The sequence below is a fragment of the Polaribacter litorisediminis genome, from assembly GCF_019968605.1.
Lineage (GTDB): Bacteria > Bacteroidota > Bacteroidia > Flavobacteriales > Flavobacteriaceae > Polaribacter > Polaribacter litorisediminis.
In genome coordinates this window covers 3,319,516-3,345,482 of the sequence record NZ_CP082966.1, presented here as the reverse complement: position 1 = coordinate 3,345,482, position 25,967 = coordinate 3,319,516, and the positions used below count along the sequence as shown (strand labels likewise).

The window sequence follows — 25,967 nt, the reverse complement described above, 5'->3', positions numbered from 1 at the left end:
CTTATTTTTTTTTTTGAATCCCTCATAAATACATAAAAAGCACTACATAGATTCGTGAAAAGAACGTGAAATTACTTCCATTTGTTGCTCTTTTGTTAACCGTATAAAATTAACAGCATATCCGGAGACTCTAATGGTTAATTGGGGGTGATTTTCTGGATGTTCCATAGCATCTATTAAAGTTTCTCTATCGAATACATTTACATTTAGGTGTTGTGCACCATGTTCAAAATATCCAGTTAAAGTGGTCGCTAAATTGTCTATTCTGTCTTCTTCTGTAGCCCCTAAAGATTTAGGAACGATTGAAAAAGTATTAGAAATTCCGTCTAAAGAATCTTTATAATCAATTTTTGCTACAGAGTTTAAAGAAGCAATAGCGCCGTTTGTGTCACGACCGTGCATTGGGTTTGCACCCGGAGCAAAAGGAACACCTAAAGCTCTACCATCGGGCGTAGCCCCAGTTTTTTTACCATAAACAACATTTGATGTAATGGTTAAAACAGACATGGTTGGCTCTGCATCTTTATATACTTTTAACTTTTTAAGTTCATTGTTAAAGTCTTCTACACCATTGTGTGCAAAAATATCTACGCGATCATCATCATTACCGTATTTCGGAAATTCGCCTTCAATTTTAAAGTCCACCGTTAATCCATCTTCATTTCTTATCGGTTTAACTTTTGCATATTTAATGGCTGATAAAGAATCTGCTACAATAGATAATCCAGCAATACCATAAGCGATATTAATTTGCGGATTTGTATCAATTAAAGCCATTTGTGCTTTTTCGTAGTAATATTTATCATGCATGTAATGAATAATGTTCATCGCATCATTGTACACTTTTGCAACTTTAGTCATGGCTATTTTATAGTTTGCCATTACTTTATCAAAGTCTAGGTATTCATCAGTATCAGGCTCAATTCCAACGACCATTTGGGTTCCAGTAATTTCACATTTACCGCCATTTACCGCTAATAATAATGTTTTAGCTAAATTGGTTCTTGCTCCAAAAAACTGAATTTGTTTCCCAATTTCTTGGTAAGAAACACAACAAGCAATTCCGTAATCATCAGAACCTCTTAAAGTTCTCATTAAATCATCATTTTCAAATTGGATTGATGAAGTATCGATTGCAACTTTTGAACAGAATTTTCTAAAGTTTTCTGGTAATAAAGGAGACCATAAAACGGTAATATTTGGTTCTGGTGATGGACCTAAATTATATAAAGTGTGTAAAAAACGATATGCCGTTTTTGTAACTTTAGAGCGCCCATCGTTTAACATACCGCCAATTGCTTCTGTAACCCAAGTTGGGTCTCCGGCAAAAATATCATCATAAGCAGCCATTCTTAAGTGACGTACCATTCTTAATTTCATCACAAATTGATCGATATATTCTTGTGCTTCCACCTCTGTAATGGCACCACTTTGTAAATCTCTTTCAATAAAGATATCTAAAAAAGTAGAAACATTACCTAAAGACATGGCAGCGCCATCTTGCTCTTTTACAGCAGCTAAATACGCCATGTAGGTCCATTGAACCGCTTCTTGAGCCGTTTCTGCCGGACGATTTAATTCTAAATTGTAATGATTTCCCATGACAATCATCTCTTTTAATGCTTTGATTTGTTCAGAAACTTCTTCTCTTAAACGAATCACGGCATCGGTCATTGGGCCTTCAATATTGGCTAAGTCATATTTCTTAACCGCAATTAGTTTGTCAATTCCGTATAAAGCCACACGTCTGTAGTCACCAATAATTCTACCACGAGCATAATTATCTGGCAATCCTGTTAAGAATCCTAAAGATCTGAACTTTTTGATTTCTGCATTATAGGCTGCGAAAACACCATCATTATGTGTTTTTACATACTTTGTAAAGAGGGTATTAATGTCTTCACTTGGTTTTACACCTTGCTCCTCAAGTGCTTTTTGTACTACTTTATAACCTCCAAAAGGTTTCATAGCTCTTTTTAAAAGCGCATCTGTTTGCAAACCAACAATTACTTCATTTTCTTTGTCGATGTAACCTGCTTTGAAACTTGAAACTCCAGAAATGGTTTCTGTATCCACAGAGTGAACTCCTCCATTTTTTCTTTCAATTTCAGTTTCTTTTTTACAAGCCTCCCAAAGTTTTTGAGTTTTTTTACTGATACCCGTTAAAAACTGATCATCTCCATAGTAAGATATAATGTTTTTTACAACAAAATCTCTAACGTTTATAGAGGTATTCCAAACTCCTTTTTTAAAGGCTGCTTTTTGTGGTTTTTCTAAAATGATTTCTTGTACTTCCATGATCGTATATTTTATATTTCTATGTATTTCTTTTTAATTACGATACAAATTTAGTAGTGAAATTATTTTTAAAACATGACAAAAGTTAGGTTTTGTAATTATTTAAGAAAACGTTGTAGTTGTTTTTGTGTTGAAAATCAGTAAGATAAAAGGTTTGGTTTTTAGTCGCTTTCAATTTTAAAAATTAATTACATTTGCATAAAAGTATTTTGTTTAACCTAAAAAGTATAGCATGCAACTGTACAATAAGTTAAGCGCCAAACAACGCGCTGCATTAATTGATAAAGCTGGTAAAGAAAGACTTACCATTTCTTTTTATCAATATCACCAAATTAAAAATCCACAAATTCTTAGAGATAAATTATTTTTAGAATGGAACTCTTTAGATGTTTTAGGAAGAATTTATGTTTCTTATGAAGGGATTAACGCACAATTATCAGTGCCATCAGAAAATTTTTATGCCTTAAAAGAACAATTAGATACTATTTCTTTTTTAAAGGATATTCGTTTAAATGTTGCTATTGAGCAAGATAACAAGTCGTTTTTAAAACTCAAGGTAAAAGTTAGAAATAAAATTGTTGCCGATGGGTTAAATGATGAAACTTTTGATGTAACCAATAAAGGAGTTCATTTAAATGCCGAAGAATTTAATAAAATGTTGGCGAATCCTGATACGATTTGTGTAGACATGCGGAATCATTACGAAAGTGAAATTGGTCATTTTGAAGGCGCTGTTACACCAGATGTAGACACATTTAGAGATTCTTTAGATATTATTGAAGAAGATTTAAAAGATAATAAAGAGGATAAAAATTTATTGATGTATTGCACTGGCGGAATTCGTTGCGAAAAAGCATCTGCCTACTACAAACACAAAGGTTTTAAAAATGTTTTTCAATTAGAAGGTGGCATCATAGAATATACGCGGCAAGTAAATGAAGAAGGAATAGAAAATAAATTTATTGGTAAAAATTTTGTTTTTGACCACAGAAGAGGAGAAAAAATTACCGATGATGTGATATCCAATTGCCATCAATGTGGTAAACCTTGCAATACGCATACCAATTGCGCCAATGAAGGCTGTCATTTATTGTTTATTCAATGTGATGAATGTTCAGAAAAAATGGAAAACACCTGTTCTACAGATTGTCAAGAGATCATTCATTTATCTTATGAGGAACAAAAAGAACTCAGAAAAGGAAAATTTGCGAGCAATAAAATCTTTAAAAAAGGGCGTAGTGAGGTTTTGAAGTTTAAGAAAAATAAGCTTTCAGAAAAAAAAAGTACACTTTCGTAACAATTTTTTTAGAACTCTAGCTTAGATGAATACTTTTGAAATGTTTCTGAGTACATACACATCTTATATTTAAATTATGATATTTTAATAGTTGGATTAGAAGAAGTTTAAGAGTTAAAAAGTACTTTAAAAAATATAATTTCACTTCAAAATTATTTTTAATACTATACCTAGAACAAAAAAAGCTATTTTAGAACATTAATTATAAAAATGAAACTTAAAAAAACGTACTTGCTATTTTGTGTTAAAATAACAGAATCAATTTTTTAAGGTTTATTATGAAATATTGGGTAGTTAGTTTTTTGTTTTCTTTAGGAATCTACTTTAATTCTGGGTTCTTATGGTGTCAATTACCACTAGAAAAGGCATATCAAAATGATAAAAATTTTGTGGTTATAGATAGTACAATTGTAAGGTTTATTAATCTACCAAAAGACGAAATTATTGCTTTAGAAAAACGAGCAAAAGATTATGAGAAAACTTTAGATAATCTAAAAGACCGATATAAAAAAGCAGCGCTGTACCATTATATCATTCATGCAAATTTAACGCTTAAAAATAGTGATGTTGCTCTAAGCTATTTATATAAACTATTGCAAATACCTGGCTTAAAAGATTCAAAAGGAGCTATAGATGTGTATTGGGGTATTTTTAATATTTATCGTTATTCAGGCAATACGCCTAATATGTTAGAGCAATTTTCTGATTTAAGAAGGTTAGGTAAGAAATATAATTATTATAAAGAAACAGAGCCAGAAAACCTTGATAAAGTATATGCAGAAATCTTAATAAGAGCTGGTTATTATAAGGAGGCAAAAAAAATTTATTTACAAAAATTAATTAAAGATTCCTTGTTGTTTGAACCCGTAAGAACAGCCATTATATATAATGATTTGGCCACTATTTTTATAAAATTAAGCGCATTAGATAGTGCGAAAATATACCAAAAAAAAGCCGTGCAGGTTATAAATTCTAAAAGAAAAGACGGGTATTTAAAAGGATATAGACCTTATATAAAAGACTATATATTACTTCAACAATATTGGAATCAAAATAACTTTTCAGTAGATAATTTAAAATTTGCCAGAAAATTCCTTCTCAATGCGCATTCAAATTTCTATGGAGAAATCCATACAGCCGTTTTCGCAAATCATTTTATAAGTACCTATTATTTTAAAAATAGTGAATATCAAAAGGCATTGACATATATTAATGATGCCATTTTTGTGGGTTCGGAAAAACTTTCAATTAATAATTTAAGTAATTTATACAATCTAAAAAGTAGAATTTTAGATGCGCTTGGTAAAAATAAAGAAGCCGATGAAACACTTTTTAAATTTGAGTTTATTAGAGATTCTGTAAATTCTAAAAATAGAAATCTCGATTTAGCTAAGTATCAAGTTAATAAAATTTTAAAAGAACAAGAAATTATATCTCAAAAAGCGTCAGAAAGTGAAAATAAATACAAAACTGTAGTAATTTCTACCGTTTTTATTTTAATCCTTTTAGTCATTACAACCATTAGTTTATTGATAATGTTTCAAAATAGAAAAAAATTAAAAGATGCTAAAAATCAAATTGATCAAAAATTAAATGAAAGTAAAATTTTATTAAAAGAACTAAACCATAGAGTAAAAAATAATTTATCACTAATTATTAGTTTGATAAAATTTCAATCTGAAGAAATTGAAGACGTTTTTTATCTAGAAAAATTCAAACACTTAGAGAACAGAATTAGTGCCATTGTTATTGCGCATGAACAGTTTATTTATTCTGAAAATAATATTTTAGGAAAATCTTATAATTTGGAAGAATATTTAGATAAAATATTTAATTCTTTAATAAGTTTATCTTCCAGAAAAATTGAATACAAACAATTTGTAGATAATATACATGTAACTATTGACACTGCTTTACCTATTGGTATATTAATGAATGAACTTATTAGTAATAGTCTTGAGCACGCAAAAACGAATGATGAATTAAAAATTGACTTAAAAATAATTTACGAAAAAAGTTGGATTACTATTTTATACAAAGACTCTGGAGAGGGTTTTATAATAAAAGACAATAATAGAAGTTTGGGCTTATTTATTATAAATAGTATGGTAGAGCAACTAGAGGGTAAAATAGTTAGAGATGGTTCTACTTATAAAATCAAATTAAAGAAAAAACTTTAAATTTTTTTACTATTTATGTTGACAAATAAAAAAAATATTTTAATTGTTGAAGATGAAATACTAATCGCTCAATTATTAAAAAAATCCATTCTAAATCACGGTTATAATTGTGCAGGAATAGCCATCAATTACAACGCTGCAGAGCTATTGTTAAAAACTACAAAAGTAGATTTGGTATTAATAGATATTAGAATTTCTGGAAATAAAACAGGTTTAGATGTTGCTCATTTTATTAACGAAAATTTCGGAATACCTTTTTTATTTATCTCGTCTTTTAATGATAAAGAGACATTACAAAATATTAAAGCACTATCACCAAAAGGGTATATTAATAAGCCTATAAATAATGCAACACTTCTTACAACAATAGATATTGTTTTTGACAATATAAATGATAAAAACAAAGTGTATACATCTATAAATGTAGGTAGAACCACTTATAATATTCATCTTTCAGAATTGTTGTATGTAGAAGCAGAACATGTGTATGTTCGATTATTATACAAATCAAAATCAACATTAATTAGATCTTCCTTAAAGGCTTTTTTAGATCAAATGCCATCAAAAAGTTTATTTCAAATTAGTAGAAGTATAGCAGTAAACCCAACATTTGTAGAAAGAGTAGATGCGGTTTCGGTAACCATAGCTGATCAGAAATTTAAACTTTCTAAAAATTATAAAAACAATCTTTTAAGGTATTTTTAGCTCTTTAATTTCAGAACAAAAAATAGCTTTTCAGAACAAACTTCTTATATACTACCCTTTTTTTATTTGCTTTGTTTTATAAAAATTAATTCTATTTTTTTAAAAATAAAAATTACTAAGAGTTTTTGAAAAAAAAATAAACAAAGTTCATTATGAAATTAAAATTATTGCTTTCGTTACTAGTTTTCAATTCTTTTTTAGGTTTATCTCAAATAAGGTCTCCTTCGGTTTCAGATTTTGATCAAACGTTTAACTTTGATTTTAATCAAGCGTATGCTTATAGTAATTTTGAAACAAAAGTTTCAAATACTTCTTATGTTTTTGCAAGTAAGGATCATAATAAAAGTGAAGAAAAAACCTTAAACGCCAATGAAGACTGTCTTGTTCCCGGGACATTAAATCTAACAACATTAAATTTTAATGGTGCTGCAGTAACAATGAGTAATTTTGATATTATTTCAGGAACAGCACCATTTACAGTTCAATTTACTACGAGAGGTGCTTTTATTGGTAACTTTTTTATCAGTAATCCAACAGAAGGTGTTAATCCAGCAGACAATACAACTTGGCCACAATTTATTGCAAATAATACAAATGTAAATGGCCAGTTTTTAAATGATTTTTTAACAAAAACAAACAATGTAGTTTATAACATTATTATTACAGATGCAAATGGTTGTAGCTATGAAGGTGTATATACAATTGTTGTAAATGCTGGAGATTCGGATGGAGATGGCGTTAATGATCCAGAAGACAACTGTCCAACAACAGCAAACCCCGATCAATTGGATACAGACAATGACGGTTTAGGGGATATTTGTGACGATGATGATGATAATGATGGAATTTTAGATGCAGAAGATAGTTGTCCTCTTTTTGAAGGAGAATTAAAACCAGGAACATTTAACATTACAAATTTAAACTTTAATGGTCCTGAAGTAACAATGAGTAATTTTGATATTATTTCAGGAGTAGCGCCATTCACCGTTCAATTCACTACAAGAGGCGCTTTTATAGGAAACTTTTTTACAAGTAATCCAACAACAGGAGTAGATCCTTCAGATAGTTCAACTTGGCCAAAATTTATTGCAAATGATACCAATGTAAATGGTCAATTTTATAATGATTTTTTAACAAAATCTAATAACGTACCCTACAATATTATAATTACTGATGCCAATGGATGCAGTTATGAAGGTGTTTACAATATAGTTGTTAACCCAAAAGAGACAAATCCAGAAGATACAGATGGTGATGGTATTTTAAATGAAGATGATAACTGTCCTTCTATTGCTAACCCAGATCAATTAGACACTGATTCTGATGGTTTAGGAGATGTTTGTGATGATGATGATGACAATGATGGTATTTTAGATATTAATGAAAATTGTGTAATACCAGGTACATTAAATCCAACAATCTTAACTTTTAATGGATCAGCAGCTACCATGCCCAATTTTGATATTACATTGGGAACTGCCCCCTATAAAGTCCAGTTTACCACAAGTGGTGCTTTTGTAGGAAGCTTTTTTCAAGGAAATCCTACAATAGGTGTTGATCCAGCAGATTCTTCAACTTGGCCAAAATTTATTGCAAATGATACCAATGTAAATGGTCAATTTTATAATATTTTTTTAACAAAATCAAACACGGTTACCTACAATATCATAATTACAGATGCAAATGGCTGCAGATATCAAGGCGTTTATGATGTTATAGTAAATCCTGGAGATACAGATGGAGATGGCGTTAATGATTCAGAAGACAATTGCATATTAATTTCAAATCCAGATCAATTAGATACAGATAATGACGGTTTAGGTAATGCATGTGATGATGATGATGACAATGATGGTGTTTTAGATACCGAAGACAGTTGCCCATTAGTGGCAGGTACTTTAGAAATAGGAACGTTAAATCCAACAATTTTAAGTTTTAACGGACCAGCAGTAACCATGTCTAATTTTGATATTGTTTCAGGAGCAGCACCATTTACAGTTGAATTTACCACAAGAGGAGCTTTTGTAGGAAACTTGTTTACGAGCAATCCAGTAGAAGGCGTAAATCCAGATGATAGCACAACATGGCCACAATTTGTGGCGAATGCATCGAATGTGAATGCACAATTTTTAAATGATTTTTTAACAACACAGAATACTGTAGTTTATAACATTATCATTACCGATGCTAATGGATGTAGACAAGAGAAAGTATACACCTTAGTTGTTAATCCTGGAGATACAGATGGCGATGGTATCATAGATTCAGAAGACAATTGTCCTACCACATCGAATTCGGATCAGTTAGATACCGACGCAGATGGACAAGGAGATGTTTGTGATGAAGACGATGACAATGATGGGATTTTAGATACAGAAGACAACTGCCCCTTAGTTGCAGGATCGTTAGAAGTAGGAACATTAACCGCAACTACATTAGAATTTAATGGAGCAACGGTAAGCATGTCAAACTTTGACATTGTATCAGGAGCAGCACCATTTACAGTTGAATTCACTACCAGAGGAGCTTTTGTAGGAAACTTTTTCACGAGCAATCCAGTAGAAGGCGTAAATCTAGATGATAGCACAACATGGCCACAATTTGTGGCGAATGCATCGAATGTGAATGCACAATTTTTAAATGATTTTTTAACAACACAGAATACTGTAGTTTATAACATTATCATTACCGATGCCAATGGATGTAGACAAGAGAAAGTATACACGTTAGTTGTTAATCCTGGAGATACAGATGGCGATGGTATCATAGATTCAGAAGACAATTGTCCTACCACATCGAATTCGGATCAGTTAGATACCGACGCAGATGGACAAGGAGATGTTTGTGATGATGATGATGACAATGATGGTGTTTTAGATACCGAAGACAACTGCCCCTTAGTTGCAGGATCGTTAGAAGTAGGAACATTAACCGCAACTACATTAGAATTTAATGGAGCAACGGTACGCATGTCAAATTTTGATATTGTATCAGGAGCAGCACCATTTACAGTTGAATTCACTACCAGAGGAGCTTTTGTAGGAAACTTTTTCACGAGCAATCCAGTGGAAGGCATAAATCCAGAAGATAGCACAACATGGCCACAATTTGTGGCGAATGCATCGAATGTGAACGCACAATTTTTAAATGATTTTTTAACAACACAGAATACTGTAGTTTATAACATTATCATTACCGATGCCAATGGTTGTAGACAAGAGAAAGTATACACGTTAGTTGTTAATCCATCAGATACAGATGGCGATGGTATCATAGATTCAGAAGACAATTGTCCTACCACATCGAATTCGGATCAGTTAGATACTGACGCAGATGGACAAGGAGATGTTTGTGATGATGATGATGACAATGATGGGATTTTAGATACAGACGACAACTGCCCCTTAGTTGCAGGATCGTTAGAAGTAGGAACATTAACCGCAACTACATTAGAATTTAATGGAGCAACGGTACGCATGTCAAATTTTGACATTGTATCAGGAGCAGCACCATTTACAGTTGAATTCACTACCAGAGGAGCTTTTGTAGGAAACTTTTTCACGAGCAATCCAGTGGAAGGCATAAATCCAGGAGATAGCACAACATGGCCACAATTTGTGGCGAATGCATCGAATGTGAATGCACAATTTTTAAATGATTTTTTAACAACACAGAATACTGTAGTTTATAACATTATCATTACCGATGCCAATGGATGTAGACAAGAGAAAGTATACACGTTAGTTGTTAATCCATCAGATACAGATGGCGATGGTATCATAGATTCAGAAGACAATTGTCCTACCACATCGAATTCGGATCAGTTAGATACCGACGCAGATGGACAAGGAGATGTTTGTGATGAAGACGATGACAATGATGGGATTTTAGATACAGAAGACAACTGCCCCTTAGTTGCAGGATCGTTAGAAGTAGGAACATTAACCGCAACTACATTAGAATTTAATGGAGCAACGGTACGCATGTCAAATTTTGATATTGTATCAGGAGCAGCACCATTTACAGTTGAATTCACTACCAGAGGAGCTTTTGTAGGAAACTTTTTCACAAGCAATCCAGTAGAAGGCGTAAATCCAGATGATAGCACAACATGGCCACAATTTGTGGCGAATGCGTCGAATGTGAATGCACAATTTTTAAATGATTTTTTAACAACACAGAATACTGTAGTTTATAACATTATCATTACCGATGCCAATGGATGTAGACAAGAGAAAGTATACACGTTAGTTGTTAATCCAGAAGAGAATCCTGATTACGAGATCACTACCACAGATGGCAACTTAGTAATAATAGATATTTCAGGCAATGGAGATACTTTGACAGTAAGTGAAGAAGCAGGTAATATTGTGTTCAATGCTACAGACCGCATATACAGGTCGAATGGAGCAAGTATTGGTTCATTACCAATAAGTATTCCAATGTCAGGATTAACATCAATAGAGATCAATGGTGCAGGCGGCGATGATGTAATAGAATTCGATAGTTATTTCACGAACATGCCAAGTTTAACGGTCAATGGAGGAGCAGGCAATGACAAGGTATATTTATTTGGTTCCTCGATTACGTTTGCCGAAAATGCAAATTTAAATATCGATTTAACAGATGATGCATCCGATGGTGATGAAGATTGGTTAGATATGCAACCGGTGAGTAACAATATTATATCAGGTTTTTATTTAAAGGGGACAGGAACCGCAACATTTAAAGTAAGTAAAAACATTTCATTAGGAGAACGCAGTAGTATCGCTACCGAGAATGGAGCTTTATATGTAGAGGCGAATGCGACAGGATTAACCCCAGGGAATTTCAAAGGAGTAGAACTGGTAAATATCTCAAGTATTCGTTCAACAGGCACAGGTCAAGTAACGGTAAAAGGTACAGGAGGAACTACAGCCAGTAATAACTGGGGAGTTTCGGTATCCGGCGGGAGTATTTATGGAGGAACCACAGGAACATTATTAGTGGAAGGAACAGGAGGAGCTTCTGCAGGGAACACGAATATAGGAGTATATTCAGGGAACTTAGGAGGAGCTATTTCAAGTTTAGGAGCCGCAGTAGTAGTCAATGGAACTGGAGGAGGAATAGAAGCATCAACGACAAATACAGGAGTTGTGGCAGGTCAATCAGGAGGTTATTCATCAGCAGGTACTCTTACGATTACAGGAACTGGAGGAAGCAGTCTAGTTACAAGCGATCAAAACTCATCAAATAATGGAATTAGTATCCAAGGCGGAGTTGGTTCATTAACATCAACAGGCGCTATTATGTTAATAGGAACCAAAGGAGCAAACAGTAGTCAAGGAGTTGATATTTATGTAACAGGCGCTGGTTCAATCTCGAATAATGGATCGATTAGTTTGACAAGTTTAACAGGCGGATTTTATCCAAACTATTTAGGCTTGAGTGTACAAAATGCATCAGCGAATCAAGTAACGAAGTTTGAGACGGGATCAAAGTTGAATTTTTATATAGGCGGTCCAACCAGAACAGGGGCAACAGCAGGACAGTACTTTCCATTGCAAGTATCCGGTTTGGTTGATTTAAACAATGTAGAATTAACGACCATAGGCGGTTACACGCCACAAGCTGGGAATGAGTTTCTAGTAGTTGTGAACGATGGCACAGATGCCGTTCAAGGAAAATTCACCTACCAAGGTGTTGTATTAAACCAAGGCGATGAAGTACCAAACTTTAAAGGATCATCAGCTACGTTCTATATCAATTATCAAGGAGGAGATGGCAATGATGTGGTGATTACATCGAATTTCACCTTAATCCCTGATCCAAATTTTGAACAAGCTTTATTAGATTTGGATATTGATTCTGATGGAATTATTAACGGAAAAGTAAGAACATCAGATATTGCTGTTGTTACTGAGTTAAATATTGCTTCTAAAGGAATTTCGGATTTAACAGGAATAGAAGGGTTTATAAATTTAGAAACGTTGTATTGTCAATTCAATACCATTTCAGCTTTAGATTTTTCTACTAATTTAAAACTAACATACGTTCAAGCCGATAATAACAACTTAGCTAGTTTAAATGTTACGAATAATATAGAATTAACGACTTTGGGTTGTGGTGCAAATCAGCTTACAAGTTTAGATGTTTCTAAAAACACAAAACTGATTCTTTTAACGGTTGATGAAAATAATTTATCAACTATAAATATTACCAATCTTGTTAATTTAGAGCATTTAGGATTAAGGGATAATAACTTTACATCAGTAAATATTTCTAAAAATATCAATTTGATATATGTATATATTAAAAACAATTCTTTAACAGGTTTAGATGTTACAAACAACAAAAATCTACAGTATTTAGATGCTAGTTTTAATAACTTTATCAATTTTGATATCAATCAAAATGTAAATCTTAAAACCTTGTTTTTAAACAATAATAATATTGAAAGAGCATATTTAAGAAACGGAGCAAATACTTTAATTACAGATTTTGATATTAGAAACAATCCAGATTTAACTTGTATTGCAGTTGATGATGTAGCTTTTTCTGAAACAAATTGGATCAATAAAGACACATCAGCAAATTATAACACAGATTGTAACGCAGAATGGACTATTTATACTACTGATGCCAATCTTGATGCTGCTGTGTTAGCAATCCCTAGTTTAGATATAGATGGCGATGGAAAGGTTACATACGAAGAAGCTCAAGCTTTTACTGGAGATTTAAATTTTAGTGGTCAAAATATCGCAACAATTACTGGTTTAGAAGCTTTTACAAATGCAGGTAGTATAGATATTTCTAACAATGTAATTACAAGTATAAATTCATTTTTATCAGCGTCATCTGTGGTTTTAATATCTAAATCTACCAAACAAACAAAAAGTTTAGCAAGAGCTAAAAATAAAGTTAGAAAATTAAATGTTTCAGGCAATTTAATAACAGAGATTAATATTTCTAATTTAACAGACATTACAGATTTAGATGCAAGAAACAATAGGTTAACAACTTTAAATTTAAAAAACGCTAACAACGCTATTTTAATAAAATTAGACGTTACAAACAACCCTAATTTAGGCTGTATTGAAGTTGATAACGTAGAAGCTGCTTTAGCAAAAACCGGATGGGAAAAAGATGCAACAGCAACTTATAGTATGTCTTGTAACGCATTATCTATTGATAATTTCTTAAAAGAAAATGTTGCAGCATATCCAAACCCAGCAAGTTCTTTCGTTGAAATTTTATTATCCAATGGTTTAAAATTAAAAAAGGTAGAAGTTTTTAATGCAACAGGTAAAAGATTAAATACTACTAATAACACCATTTTAAATGTTGAAGAATTATCGGCAGGAGTTTATTTTATTAAAATTACTACAGATAAAGGAGCAATAAATAAAAGAATTGTAAAGGATTAAAAATAAAATTAAAAAGAGAAGAATTAGACATTAAGGATTAATTCAATATACAAAGACCTCTTAATTGAGGTCTTTTTTTTGACAAAAACTCAAATTTTAAGCGAATTCTAATTCAAAGCCTGCAAATTCTAAATAGCACAAAAATTAAATAAACGTTTAAACTACATTTGATGTATAATTAAAAAGAAAAAGTTGTTTTGAGAACTTTTATACACCTGTTTTCTCATTCTTAAAGAATACGTATATTTACGAATTAGTGGAGATTAGGTTGTGTTTGTGTATCAGTCTGATAATCAAATTATGAATCATACGTTTTTAAATTTTTAGCAATTGTTTTTGTGTTATTGATGCTTAAAACAAATTACTGATCATTAAAAACGGATAAAAATATATAATTAACATGGCATGTGGAAGTTGTGGTACAACAGAAAATGGAGTACCAAAAGGTTGTAAGAGTAATGGTAATTGCGGTTCTGGCAGTTGTGGAAGTGGAAGTGAAAAACTAGCAGTTTTTGATTGGCTTTCTAACATGAGTTTACCAAGTGGACAAGAACGTTTTAATATTTTCGAAGTCCGTTTTAAAAACGGAAGAAAACATTTCTTTAAAAATGTAGATAATTTGCCCATCATTATGGGAGATATTATTGCAGTAGAAGGTTCTCCTGGGCACGATATCGGCACGGTTTCTTTGGCGGGAGAATTGGTAAAAGTGCAAATGAAAAAGCATAAAATTACTGCTGATCATGAAGATATAAAGAAAATTTATAGAAAAGCGAGTCAAAGAGATATTGATGTTTGGCAAGCAGCAAGGGCCAAAGAAGAAGAAACACAAAGAAAAGGAAGAGAAATATTAGGACGACTAGGTTTGCAAATGAAACTCTCTGATGTAGAATATCAAGGAGATGGAAACAAAGCTACTTTTTATTATACTGCGGATTCGAGAGTAGATTTTAGGCAATTAATTAGAGATTTAGCAGGTGCTTTTTCTATTCGAGTAGAAATGAAACAAGTAGGAGCAAGACAAGAAGCGGCTAGATTAGGAGGTATTGGTTCTTGTGGTAGAGAATTATGTTGCTCAACTTGGTTAACCGATTTTAGAAAAGTAAGCACTTCGGCAGCGCGTTATCAGCAATTGTCTTTAAATCCTTTAAAATTAGCAGGACAATGTGGAAAGTTAAAATGCTGTTTAAATTATGAGTTGGATACCTATTTAGATGCGTTAAAATCTTTTCCAAAACAAGATCTAGTTTTAAATACAGAAAAAGGCGAAGCTGTTTATGTAAAGATGGATATTTTTAAGAAACATCTTTGGTATACTTATAAAACAGAGCGTTTTAAATGGTTTCGATTAACATTAGATCAGGTGCATGAAATCATTGAATTGAATAAAAATAATGAGAAATCTATGTCGTTAGAGGATTATGAATCTGATGTAGAAATTCCTGTAAAAGTAGATTTTGAAGATGCTAGTGGCGAAGATAGTTTAACTCGTTTTGATACACCAAAGAAAAGTAAAAGAAGAAATAATAAAAATAATAGAAAGAATAAACCCGTTGCTGTTGGAGCGAATGAACCAACACAAGCCCCTCAAAAACAACAACAACAAAAGAGAAGGCGTAAACCGAATCCAAATCAAAAGCCGAATCCGAATTTAAAACCAAAACCAGCACCAAAGCCAAACGCAGCAACAAAATCAAACGTAGCTCCAAGATCAAAAGTAGTTGCCAAACCAAAAGCTGAATCAAAACCAAATCAGCCAAGAGGAGCAGGAACTGTGGCTAAAAAACCAAGAAGAAATAATAGGAACAGAAATAATAAAAAGCCAAGAAATGGAGATAATCCTCAAGAAAAATAAAAATTTTATTTTTTTGGCATTATGTATGTTTTGTATTTCTTGTGCAGATAAAATAGAGTTTACAAAATATAAATCAGTGCCAAGTGCTGCTTGGAAAGCTCATGAAAATATTTCTTTTGAATTTGATGTAGTAGATACATTACAACCTAAAAATTTATTTATACATATTAGGAATAATAGAGAATACCCTTTTAGTAATTTATACCTAATCACAGAGTTAAATTTTCCGAACGGCACTAAAGTAATCGATACTTTACAGTATGAAATGACGGATGCAAGGGGTGCTTATTTAGGTAAAGGTTTTACAGATATTAAAGAAAATAAATTATTTTATAAAGAAGAAAAAGTATTTCCCGAATCTGGGAGGTATGTGCTAAACATTCGTCATGCCATGAGAAAAAGTGGAGAAGTAAATGCAATTCCTTTTTTAGAGGGTGTGCAAGATGTAGGTTTTAGTATAGAGAAAATAGAACAAAAATGACAAAGAAAGTAACCACAAGTTTTAAGAAATATATAATTTGGTTTTGGGGCCTCATTTTGGGAGGATCTATTATTATAGCGGGTCTTTTTTTTATGGCCTCAGTAGGTGGGTTTGGAACCTTGCCAACTTTTGAAGAATTAGAAAATCCGCAAACCAATTTAGCCACAGAGGTAATTTCTTCAGATGGGGTAACTATTGGTAAATATGCTAAAGAAAATAGAACACCTGTTAAGTTTAAAGAGTTGCCAGAAAATTTAGTAAATGCCCTAGTAGCTACAGAAGACGAACGTTTTTATCAACATTCAGGTATCGATTTTCAAGGAACTGCAAGAGCTATTTTAAAACCAGGAAGTGGAGGGGCAAGTACGATTACGCAACAATTGGCAAAAATGTTGTTTACAGGAAGGGCATCTAGAAATATTTTTAAAAGAGTTGGGCAAAAAATGAAGGAATGGGTTGTTGCTACTAAATTAGAATCGCAATATACCAAACAAGAAATTATTGCGATGTACTTAAATAAATATGATTTTTTAAATCAAGCAGTGGGTATTCGTTCGGCGGCAAGAATTTATTTTGGAAAAGAACCAAAAGATTTAGAGGTTCATGAATCTGCAATGCTTGTAGGAATGCTTAAAAATTCATCTTATTTTAACCCTTTAAGAAGAGAAGCGCTTGTAAAACAAAGAAGAAATGTTGTTTTACTTCAAATGGCAAAAAATGATTTTATTACGGAAGGAGAAAAAGTTAATTTGCAACAATTACCTTTAAACCTTTCATACACTCCAGAAAGTCATAGTGATGGTTATGCTACTTATTTTAGAACACACTTGCAAAAAATGATGCGTAGATGGGTGCAAAACAATCCAAAACCGAATGGAGAAGAATATGATATTTTTAGTGATGGTTTAAAAATTTATGTAACCATAGATTCTAGAATGCAGAAATATGCCGAAGAAGCTGTTTCAGAGCACATGGCAAATTTACAATCGTATTTTTTTAAGGAACAAAAAAGAAATAGCACAGCACCTTTTTATGATTTAGAAAAAAGTCAGGTTAATAGTATTTATGATAGAGCAAAAAAGAACTCAGAAAGATATAAACGTTTAAAAATAGTTGGAAAAACATCCAAAGAAATAGATAAAATTTTCAATACAAAAACAGCAATGAAAGTGTTTTCATGGAAAGGAGATAAAGATACAGTAATGTCTCCAAACGATTCCATTAAGTATTACAAGCATTTTTTACGTTCAGGGTTATTATCTATAGAACCGCAAACCGGCCATATCAAAGCTTGGGTTGGTGGTATAGATAATAAACATTTTAAATATGATGCTGTTGCTCAACAAAAAAGGCAAGTGGGTTCTACCTTTAAACCTTTTGTATATGCAACGGCTATTAATCAGTTAAGGATGTCTCCTTGTGATGTTTTACCGAATATTCGATATACAATTCCGAAAGGAAAATACGGTATTCCTGAAGCATGGACGCCAGATAATTCGAGTAATAAATACGGAGGAATGCTCACCTTAAAAGATGGTTTAGCAGGCTCGGTAAATACAATTTCAGCAAATTTAATAGATAAAGTTTCACCAATAAACGTAGTACGTTTGGCAAAAGCGGCGGGCATTAGAACAGAGATTCAAGCAAATCCTTCAATTGCTCTAGGTGCCGTTGATTTGTCTTTATATGAAATGGTGAGTGCTTATAGTACTTTTGCCAATAAAGGTTTGCGAGTTAGCCCCATGATTATAACCAGAATTGAGGATAAAAACGGAACGGTTTTAAAAGATTTTGTACCTGAAACACAAGAGGTTTTAAGTGAAGAATCTGCTTATGTAATCTTAAATTTATTAGAAGGGGTAACACAATCAGGATCCGGAATTAGATTGCGTTCTAATTGGACTTCAGGAGGAAAGGCAGTTACGGGATTTCCTTACGAATTTGAAAATCCGATTGCTGGTAAAACAGGAACAACTCAAAATCAATCGGATGGCTGGTTTATGGGAATGGTGCCAAATTTAGCAACAGGAGTTTGGACGGGTGGTGAAGATAGAGCCACTCATTTTGCGGGGATTGGAAAAGGTCAAGGAGCAACGATGTCTTTGCCTTCTTGGGCATTATTTATGAAAAAATGTTATGCTGATACATCCTTAAATATTAGTAAAGAGGAGTTTGAGAAGCCAGAGGATTTATCTATAAATATAGATTGTGATAAAAAGTTAGGCGAAGAAACAGAAAAAACAATTATTGAAGAAGATACTGATTTTTAAGATTTTATAGTAGGAATATTCAAGACTTGCTTTTGTTGAATTCGTTTCAGTATTTTAGTTTCAAAATAAATATAAATAAATTATTGAATTCATATGATAAACAAAAAAGTAAAAAACGTTCAAGAAGCCTTAATAGGGGTTAAAAGTGGCATGACTTTTATGTTAGGTGGTTTTGGTTTGTGTGGCATTCCGGAAAACTCAATTTCAGAATTGGTAAAGTTAGATGTTAGGGAGGTTACTTGTATTTCAAACAACGCAGGTGTAGATGACTTCGGTTTGGGTTTATTGCTTCAAAATAAGCAAATTAAAAAAATGATTTCTTCTTATGTTGGTGAAAATGATGAATTTGAGCGTCAAATGTTATCAGGTGAATTGGAAGTAGAATTAACCCCACAAGGTACTTTAGCCGAAAAATGCAGAGCGGCACAAGCAGGATTTCCTGCATTTTACACCCCTGCAGGTTATGGAACCGAGGTAGCAGTAGGAAAAGAGACAAGAGAGTTTGATGGCAAAATGCATGTATTAGAACCTGCATTTAAAGCTGATTTTGCTTTTGTAAAAGCGTGGAAAGGCGATGCTGCTGGAAATTTAATTTTTAAAGGAACTGCAAGGAATTTTAATGCAAATATGTGTGGTGCCGCTGCAATTACCGTTGCCGAGGTAGAAGAATTGGTGCCTGTTGGTGCGTTAGATCCGAATACGATTCATATTCCAGGGATATTTGTGCAGCGCATTTTTCAAGGAAAAGAGTATGAAAAGAGAATTGAGCAACGAACGGTGCGTAAACGCAATTAATCAATTTACCAATACAATAATATAACAATGAAAAATCCTGTAGTTGATAAATCAATTGAAGTTGCATTAACGATCATTAATTAATGTGAAGTTTTACAAGCAGAAAGAAAATATGTGATTTCTCGTCAATTATTAAAATCAGGAACAAGTATTGGTGCAAATATTCACGAAGCACAAAATGCAGAAAGTAAAGCAGATTTTATTCATAAAATGAAAATTGCAGCCATAGAGTTAGAGGAAACTAAATATTGGTTAATTTTATGTGAAAAATTAAAAACATATCCTACTCATTTAGAGTTGAGTAAAAAGGTAAATGAATTAGGATTGATTTTATATAAAATATTAAGTACAAGTATTAAATCTCGAAAGTAGAATTGGTACATTTTTAAATTATTTAATTGATACATTGATATGTTAGATAAAAACGGAATCGCAAAAAGAATTGCACAAGAAGTTCAAAATGGATTTTATGTAAACCTAGGAATCGGAATTCCGACATTGGTTGCAAATTATGTAAGAGATGATATTGAAGTTGAATTTCAATCTGAAAATGGCGTTTTAGGAATGGGTCCTTTTCCTTTTGAGGGAGAAGAGGATGCAGATATCATCAATGCGGGTAAGCAAACCATTACGACCATGCCTGGAGCAAGTTTTTTTGATTCTTCGATGAGTTTTGCGATGATTCGAGGTAAACATGTGCATCTTACCATTTTAGGCGCTATGGAAGTTTCTCAAAACGGAGATATCGCAAACTGGAAAATTCCAGGGAAAATGGTGAAAGGAATGGGAGGAGCCATGGATTTAGTCGCATCCGCAGAAAATATTATTGTGGCAATGATGCATACCAATAAAAGAGGCGAATCTAAAATTTTAAAGCAATGTTCTTTGCCATTAACGGGTGTGGGTTGTGTGACAAAAGTAGTGACTAATTTAGCGGTTTTAGAAGTAAAAAATAATGCTTTTCATTTGTTAGAAAGAGCTCCTGGAGTTTCTGTAGAAGAAATTCAAAATGCTACAGAGGGTACTTTGGTGGTTCATGGAGAAATTCCAGAAATGGCTATATAATAGAAAGCGTAAATTTCAATAATCTTTAAAATCTAAATAGTATTTCATCAAATAATTATTCTTTAATGCAACTCTTTAAGAAAACATATTTTTTAATCTATCCAGCACTTTTTACCATCTTATTTTTAGTATTTGACCGGTTTGAAATCATCCAAAATACAGGTATTAAAGCCCTGATATCATCAGTAATTGCATATGTTTTATCACCAAAGGTGAAAGTTATTGAGAAACAAAACGGGTCGGAAGAACAAATAAAATGGTTGTTTTTTAAGAAAGTAATAAATCATAAAATATAAGTTTTGTAATGGAGTATTTAGCAAAGAAACCTTATTTGGTTATTTTTTTACTGACACTTATTTTTATGTTTCTTTTTGGTTTTGTTCTCGGAATAGAAAATTCGATGATAAGAGGCGGTATCTCTGCAGTTTTAGTTGTTTTTTTAGCGCCAAGAAAAAAGAAAATTAGTACACAAACAGGAGAGAAAACACAAATTACTTGGATTTTTTTAAAGAAGCCAATAGTAATCAATTAATTTTAAAACAAGAGCATTTTTCCCCTTTGGGGAAATTAAAATAAGAGTTTTTCATGAAAATAATATCATATAACGTAAACGGAATTAGAGCAGCTTTAAAAAAGGGCTTTTTAGATTGGTTGCAAGTTGCAAATCCAGATGTAATTTGCATTCAAGAAATTAAAGCGCACAAAGAACAATTAGATCTTTTAAAATTTGAAGATGCTGGTTATCCTTATCACTATTGGTTTTCTGCGCAAAAAAAGGGCTATTCTTCCGTAGCTGTTTTTTGTAAAGAAAAACCGAATCATGTGGAATATGGAACAGGTATAGAAACTATGGATTCTGAAGGTAGAAACCTTCGTGTAGATTTTGATAAGGTTTCTGTGATGAGTTTATATCTTCCGTCAGGAAACAATTTAGAGCGGCTCAGTTTTAAGCTAAATTATATGGATGAATTTCAGGAATATATCAATAATTTAAAGAAAGAAATTCCTAATTTAGTGATTTGTGGAGATTATAACATCTGTCATGAGGAAATAGATATTCATAATCCAAAAATGAAAGGAGTTTCTGGCTTTTTACCCGAAGAAAGAGCTTGGATGGGTAGTTTTATCAATAGTGGTTTTATAGATAGTTTTCGATATTTACATCAAGGCGTGCAAGAATTTTCATGGTGGAGTTATAGGGCAAATGCTAGGGTAAATAATAAAGGTTGGCGCTTAGATTATGCTATGGTGGCAACACCTTTAAAAGAAAAAATTTCTAGAGCTTATATTTTGCCTGAAGCCAAACATTCAGATCACTGCCCTATTGCATTAGAATTAGATTTATAAAATTTATGAAGTATTTTTTAGTGTGTTTTATGGCGAGTATTTCTGTGTTTTCTCAAGCACAAAAAGATAGCATTACCGTTCGTCAAAAAGATAGTGTATTGATTGCAATAGATTCTTTAAAAAACCCATTTGTAAATGAATTGTATACGGATGCCGATTTAAAACTAATGGACAGTTTATTGGTTGATAAAAAATTAAATTCAGCATTAATAGATACTTTAGAGTATGTAATTAATGATAAAGATATCATTGATAATTCTAAACAGACGCTAACTTCTGACTTGTTAAAAATAAGGTTAGCCGCATTAAATGAAAAAACGCCCTTTAACTTAGCGTACAATCCGGCTTTAGAAAAAGTAATTAACAGCTATGTATTATATCGTAAAAAATATTATCCTGCTTTAATGGCAAAGGCAAAATATTATTTCCCGATGTTTGAACAGCATTTAGATCAATATGATATTCCTCTAGAAATGAAGTATCTATCGATTGTAGAATCTGCACTAAAACCTAGAGCAAGATCTAGGGTGGGTGCCTCTGGTTTATGGCAATTTATGTATGGAACCGGCAAGCAGTTTGGTTTAAAGGTAAGTTCTTATGTTGATGAAAGGTACGATCCTGTAAAAGCTACGATTGCAGCTTGTAAATATTTAAGTCAATTGTACACCATTTTTGGTGATTGGGATTTGGCATTAGCAGCCTATAATTCTGGCCCAGGAAATGTAAGAAAAGCAATCAAGCGTTCTGGGGGGTATCGAAATTATTGGAATATTAGACCTTATTTACCGAGAGAAACCGCTGGTTATGTGCCAGCTTTTTATGCAACAATGTATATTTTTGAGTATGCAGAAGAGCATAAAATTTATTCAGAACTTCCGAAGTTTTTCGATTTTCAGACGGATACAATTCAGGTAAAAAGAACCATTAGTTTTGATCAGATTTCTGAAATTATAGATGTTGATGAAGAAGTATTATGGCATTTAAATCCGTCTTATAAACTAGATATTATTCCTTTTTTAAAGGATAGAAATTATGCGGTAAGACTGCCAAGTAGTTCGATAGTTGAATTTTTGGACAAGGAAGAAGAATTGTACGCTTTGGCTACTGCTGACGATGCTAAAAGAGAAAAACCCTTGCCGAAATACTTTGAAATGGATAAACGTATTCTTTATAGGGTAAAAAGTGGTGATTATTTGGGTAAAATTGCTAATAAATTTGGGGTAAGGGTAAGCAGTATAAAGAGTTGGAATAGAATGAAGAGTAGTAAATTAAAAATAGGCCAGCGTTTGTATATTTATCCAAAAAAGCTTCCTTACTAGTAGTTGGAGTGAAAGAAAGTGAATAAAAAATGTTCATTTTAGTTTTTTTCAATTAGTATTGTCCGATTAAAATTAGCTAAAGTGTTTTAAAGTATTGATAGTCTTGATTTTCAAGAGTTTTTAAAGTAGTACACCTTGCTATTAAAACCGCTTTAGAATTTATGATGTATCGAAAAATTTAAAATCGTAATAATTCTGTTTTTCAGTTAGTTACATTCAAGTCTTTGTTCTTGATTCTAACAGCGAAAGCGGTCTTTTTATCTTTTATCGGACAACAATGTTTTTCAATAATAACGCGAATCAGGTTTTAAAACAAAGTAAAAAATGGAACAATTTTTGATGAGCATTAAATAATCAACAATTAAAAAGTATCTTATAAAATCAAAATCCATGAAAAAAATATTTGCAATTATCGTTATGACCATATTATTAACGTCTTGTATCGGCAATGACAAGATGGTTTTAAGAGAATCTATAGGGAAGATTAATAAAGTGATGGTTGTTACAAAAATTAGCGATTGGACTGGCGATATCGGTAAGGAAATTAGAAATTCTTTTGGGGAATTAATGGTAGGTTTGCCCCAGCCAGAGCCAATTTTATCAGTTTCTCAAGTGGCACCAAGTGGCTTTAGTTCTATGATGAAGTCTAGTAGAAATATTTTAATAGTTACAGAAGGAGAGGTACCTGGTTTTAATGTAAAAACAAATGTGTATTCACAGCCTCAAACAGTGGTTTACGTTCAAGCGAAAAATGATGCGGAAATTATAAAAATTTTACAAGAAAGAAAAAACGAAATTCGGAAAATATTTTTAGATGCAGACATCGCATTTATGCAAAGTATCTTCCTAAAAGATAAGCAAGATAATTCGCAATATAAAACACTTCAAAATTTAGGGGTTTCTTTAACGATTCCTACAAAATTTAACACGGTAGATGATACTGGAGATTTTTTATGGTTGCGAAATCATTTAACTAGTGGTATTGCAAAATCAGGGAGTAATAATATTTTATTATATACAGTTCCTCTCATAGATGAAACACAAATTGTAGATAGTATTGTATCCATTAGAAATAAAATTGGTAAAAAATACATACCCGGTGCTAAACCAGAAACCATGCACATGATTACTGAAGAAGCTTATACTCCGTTTACTATTGATGCCGTCATAGATGGCAAAAAGGCGTATGAAACTCGTGGAAAATGGGAAGTAAAAAATGATTTTATGGCGGGTCCTTTTGTAAATTATACGATTATTGATAAAAAAAATAATAGACTTGTAGTCATTGAAGGTTTTACCTACGCACCCTCTGTGAACAAAAGAGCTTTTCTTTTTGAGTTAGAGGCCATTGCAAAAACCTTGAAGATTCAATAATTTTTTCTTTCTAGTAACTAAAGGAAATTGAATTCATAAAATTCTTGTCCTGATACTTTTAGATGAAAAGGATAGCAATTGAACCCTATAATGTTATTAGAGCATTATAGGGTTCAATTCGTTTTAGGTATACTGGTTTCTGATTATAGGTACTTCTAGATTTTGTAAAGTTTTAAATAAAAGTTTTGCCTTGTGGCGAATCCCAAACCTATCGCCTGTTTTTATTTTGATATTTATCTTTAATACCAATTTGCGTTCTAAATGGGTGAAAAAGAAACTAATTTTATACGGCATTTGAAATGTAAATTGGTATAATACCATATTAGACATCTAATGCCGTAATAAATCGTTTCTTTTTCGCTTACTTTTTATTAAAAAAAAATGACCATAACGAAGGCTACGCTAATTGTTTTTTAATTAGAAAAGAATTCCTCGATGGGCTGCGTTGGGGTTTCCGTTGAAATTGTCATTCCCGTGAAATTTATGCTCAACTAGATTGGGTAACGGGAATCTAAATAATAGAATTTTGGTTTTTGACCTTTTTAGGTCAAAATGAAACGAGGGGTAACTCTATGGAGCTGCCCCGAGGATCGTTCGTCTCAAAAAATTCTTTATTTTCAATGAATCATAAAATAATTTGATTTATGCACATAGCATTATAAATATAGGCACTTCCTTTAACTATTGAAAATCCTTACCTTATTTTTCTATCAGTCCTTTTTTAGTTTCAATTCAATGTCATTTTTAATAGGAATTTAATCCTAAACTGCGATAACCAATCATTTCTTTTTCGCTCACAATAAAAATAGATTGCTCATAAAATTTATATTTCAAGGCAACTATTTGATTTTCAGCAATACTCTTCTCTTTACTGCGGATTTTCTGATGATAGGACACAGCTGTGTCCAAAATTTAAAAATTTTTAAAAAAAATTGCGAGAATGAGGAAACCCGTAAAGAATATTAAAACATTGCAGGTAATTTTGAAGAAAAATAGGGGTGATGTATTTGTGATATGGGCAAGTAACAAAAAACCATTCGTCTAAAGTACTGTTTTTGGATTTTTAAATGAAACCGAAAAATCGAATTGTTGGTATTACATTCAAAAAAGACATATAGTTACACAAAGATTTAAAAAAGAAAAAATAATAATAATTATAGCTATATGGGATATAATAGCAATGAGGATATATAATTGTTCGGCACAATATAAAGGGATAACCAAATAATAAACAACAAAAATAAAAAAAATGACAGACAGTAAAAACAGTAATCAAGACAATTCTGGTCAAACAATTATCATTAATCAAGAAGAAAAAAAATCAAATGGAATAGGAACAGCTGGATTTGTAATGGCTTTAATAGCTTTGTTTCTTGGATGGATTCCCATTTTAGGATGGATTATATGGGTACTAGGACTTATTTTATCTTTTGTTGGTGTGTTTAAAACCCCCAAAGGTTTATCAATTGCAGGATTAGTTATATCATTAATAGGGATTATTTTATTAATTATTGTTTTTGGAGCAATCGGAGTAGCTACAATGGATATGTGAATTTAAACAAGCAAATCATTATT

The 25,967-nt window shown here is 32.0% G+C and carries 16 protein-coding genes; 15 read left to right on the top strand and 1 reads right to left on the bottom strand.

Annotated elements, in window-relative coordinates; translation table 11 throughout:
* Positions 1-42: 42 nt before the first annotated feature.
* The gene (pflB, locus tag K8354_RS14280; protein ID WP_223441638.1) at positions 43-2,298 is read right to left on the bottom strand and encodes a formate C-acetyltransferase; all 2,256 of its coding nucleotides are present in this window, start codon (positions 2,296-2,298) and stop codon (positions 43-45) included.
* Positions 2,299-2,530: 232 nt separating this feature from the next.
* Between pflB and trhO the strand changes: the two genes are divergently transcribed.
* The 15 genes from trhO to K8354_RS14205 all read left to right on the top strand — a co-directional run bounded on the left by trhO (position 2,531) and on the right by K8354_RS14205 (position 25,944).
* On the top strand, positions 2,531-3,595 hold the full coding sequence (trhO, locus tag K8354_RS14275) for an oxygen-dependent tRNA uridine(34) hydroxylase TrhO (RefSeq protein ID WP_223441635.1): 1,065 nt from the start codon (positions 2,531-2,533) through the stop codon (positions 3,593-3,595).
* 278 nt (positions 3,596-3,873) lie between these two features.
* The gene (locus K8354_RS14270) at positions 3,874-5,775 is read left to right on the top strand and encodes a sensor histidine kinase (RefSeq protein WP_223441633.1); all 1,902 of its coding nucleotides are present in this window, start codon (positions 3,874-3,876) and stop codon (positions 5,773-5,775) included.
* Positions 5,776-5,790: 15 nt separating this feature from the next.
* The gene (locus K8354_RS14265; protein ID WP_223441630.1) at positions 5,791-6,480 is read left to right on the top strand and encodes a response regulator; all 690 of its coding nucleotides are present in this window, start codon (positions 5,791-5,793) and stop codon (positions 6,478-6,480) included.
* A gap of 152 nt (positions 6,481-6,632) precedes the next feature.
* Positions 6,633-13,886 (top strand): thrombospondin type 3 repeat-containing protein, encoded by a 7,254-nt coding sequence (locus K8354_RS14260; protein ID WP_223441627.1) that lies wholly within the window; start codon positions 6,633-6,635, stop codon positions 13,884-13,886.
* A 400-nt stretch (positions 13,887-14,286) separates the two neighbouring features.
* Positions 14,287-15,741 carry a PSP1 domain-containing protein gene (locus K8354_RS14255; protein WP_223441612.1) on the top strand — a complete coding sequence of 485 codons (1,455 nt, stop codon included), beginning with the start codon at positions 14,287-14,289 and terminating at the stop codon, positions 15,739-15,741.
* Entirely contained in the window at positions 15,716-16,222 is a 507-nt protein-coding gene (locus K8354_RS14250) for a gliding motility lipoprotein GldH (RefSeq protein ID WP_223441609.1), read from the top strand. The genes K8354_RS14255 and K8354_RS14250 overlap by 26 nt, the downstream gene beginning before the upstream one ends.
* Positions 16,219-18,492: a penicillin-binding protein 1A gene (locus K8354_RS14245; protein ID WP_223441606.1), complete on the top strand. Its 2,274-nt coding sequence runs from the start codon at positions 16,219-16,221 to the stop codon at positions 18,490-18,492. The genes K8354_RS14250 and K8354_RS14245 overlap by 4 nt, the downstream gene beginning before the upstream one ends.
* Positions 18,493-18,585: 93 nt before the next feature.
* Positions 18,586-19,287 (top strand): CoA transferase subunit A, encoded by a 702-nt coding sequence (locus tag K8354_RS14240; RefSeq protein ID WP_223441592.1) that lies wholly within the window; start codon positions 18,586-18,588, stop codon positions 19,285-19,287.
* Positions 19,288-19,401: 114 nt separating this feature from the next.
* A complete protein-coding gene (locus K8354_RS14235) occupies positions 19,402-19,659 on the top strand; it encodes a four helix bundle protein (RefSeq protein WP_223441589.1) in 258 nt (85 codons plus the stop codon).
* 39 nt (positions 19,660-19,698) lie between these two features.
* Positions 19,699-20,352, top strand: coding sequence for a 3-oxoacid CoA-transferase subunit B (locus tag K8354_RS14230; protein ID WP_223441571.1), 654 nt, complete (start codon positions 19,699-19,701; stop codon positions 20,350-20,352).
* Positions 20,353-20,656: 304 nt separating this feature from the next.
* Positions 20,657-20,884 (top strand): hypothetical protein, encoded by a 228-nt coding sequence (locus K8354_RS14225; protein WP_223441568.1) that lies wholly within the window; start codon positions 20,657-20,659, stop codon positions 20,882-20,884.
* Positions 20,885-20,937: 53 nt separating this feature from the next.
* Positions 20,938-21,699, top strand: a complete 762-nt coding sequence (locus K8354_RS14220) for an exodeoxyribonuclease III (protein ID WP_223441565.1) — start codon at positions 20,938-20,940, stop codon at positions 21,697-21,699.
* Positions 21,700-21,704: 5 nt separating this feature from the next.
* Entirely contained in the window at positions 21,705-23,018 is a 1,314-nt protein-coding gene (locus K8354_RS14215; RefSeq protein WP_223441561.1) for a lytic transglycosylase domain-containing protein, read from the top strand.
* Positions 23,019-23,408: 390 nt separating this feature from the next.
* Positions 23,409-24,392 (top strand): DUF4837 family protein, encoded by a 984-nt coding sequence (locus K8354_RS14210; protein WP_223441549.1) that lies wholly within the window; start codon positions 23,409-23,411, stop codon positions 24,390-24,392.
* A gap of 1,249 nt (positions 24,393-25,641) precedes the next feature.
* Positions 25,642-25,944, top strand: coding sequence for a hypothetical protein (locus tag K8354_RS14205; RefSeq protein WP_223441547.1), 303 nt, complete (start codon positions 25,642-25,644; stop codon positions 25,942-25,944).
* Positions 25,945-25,967: the final 23 nt, after the last annotated feature.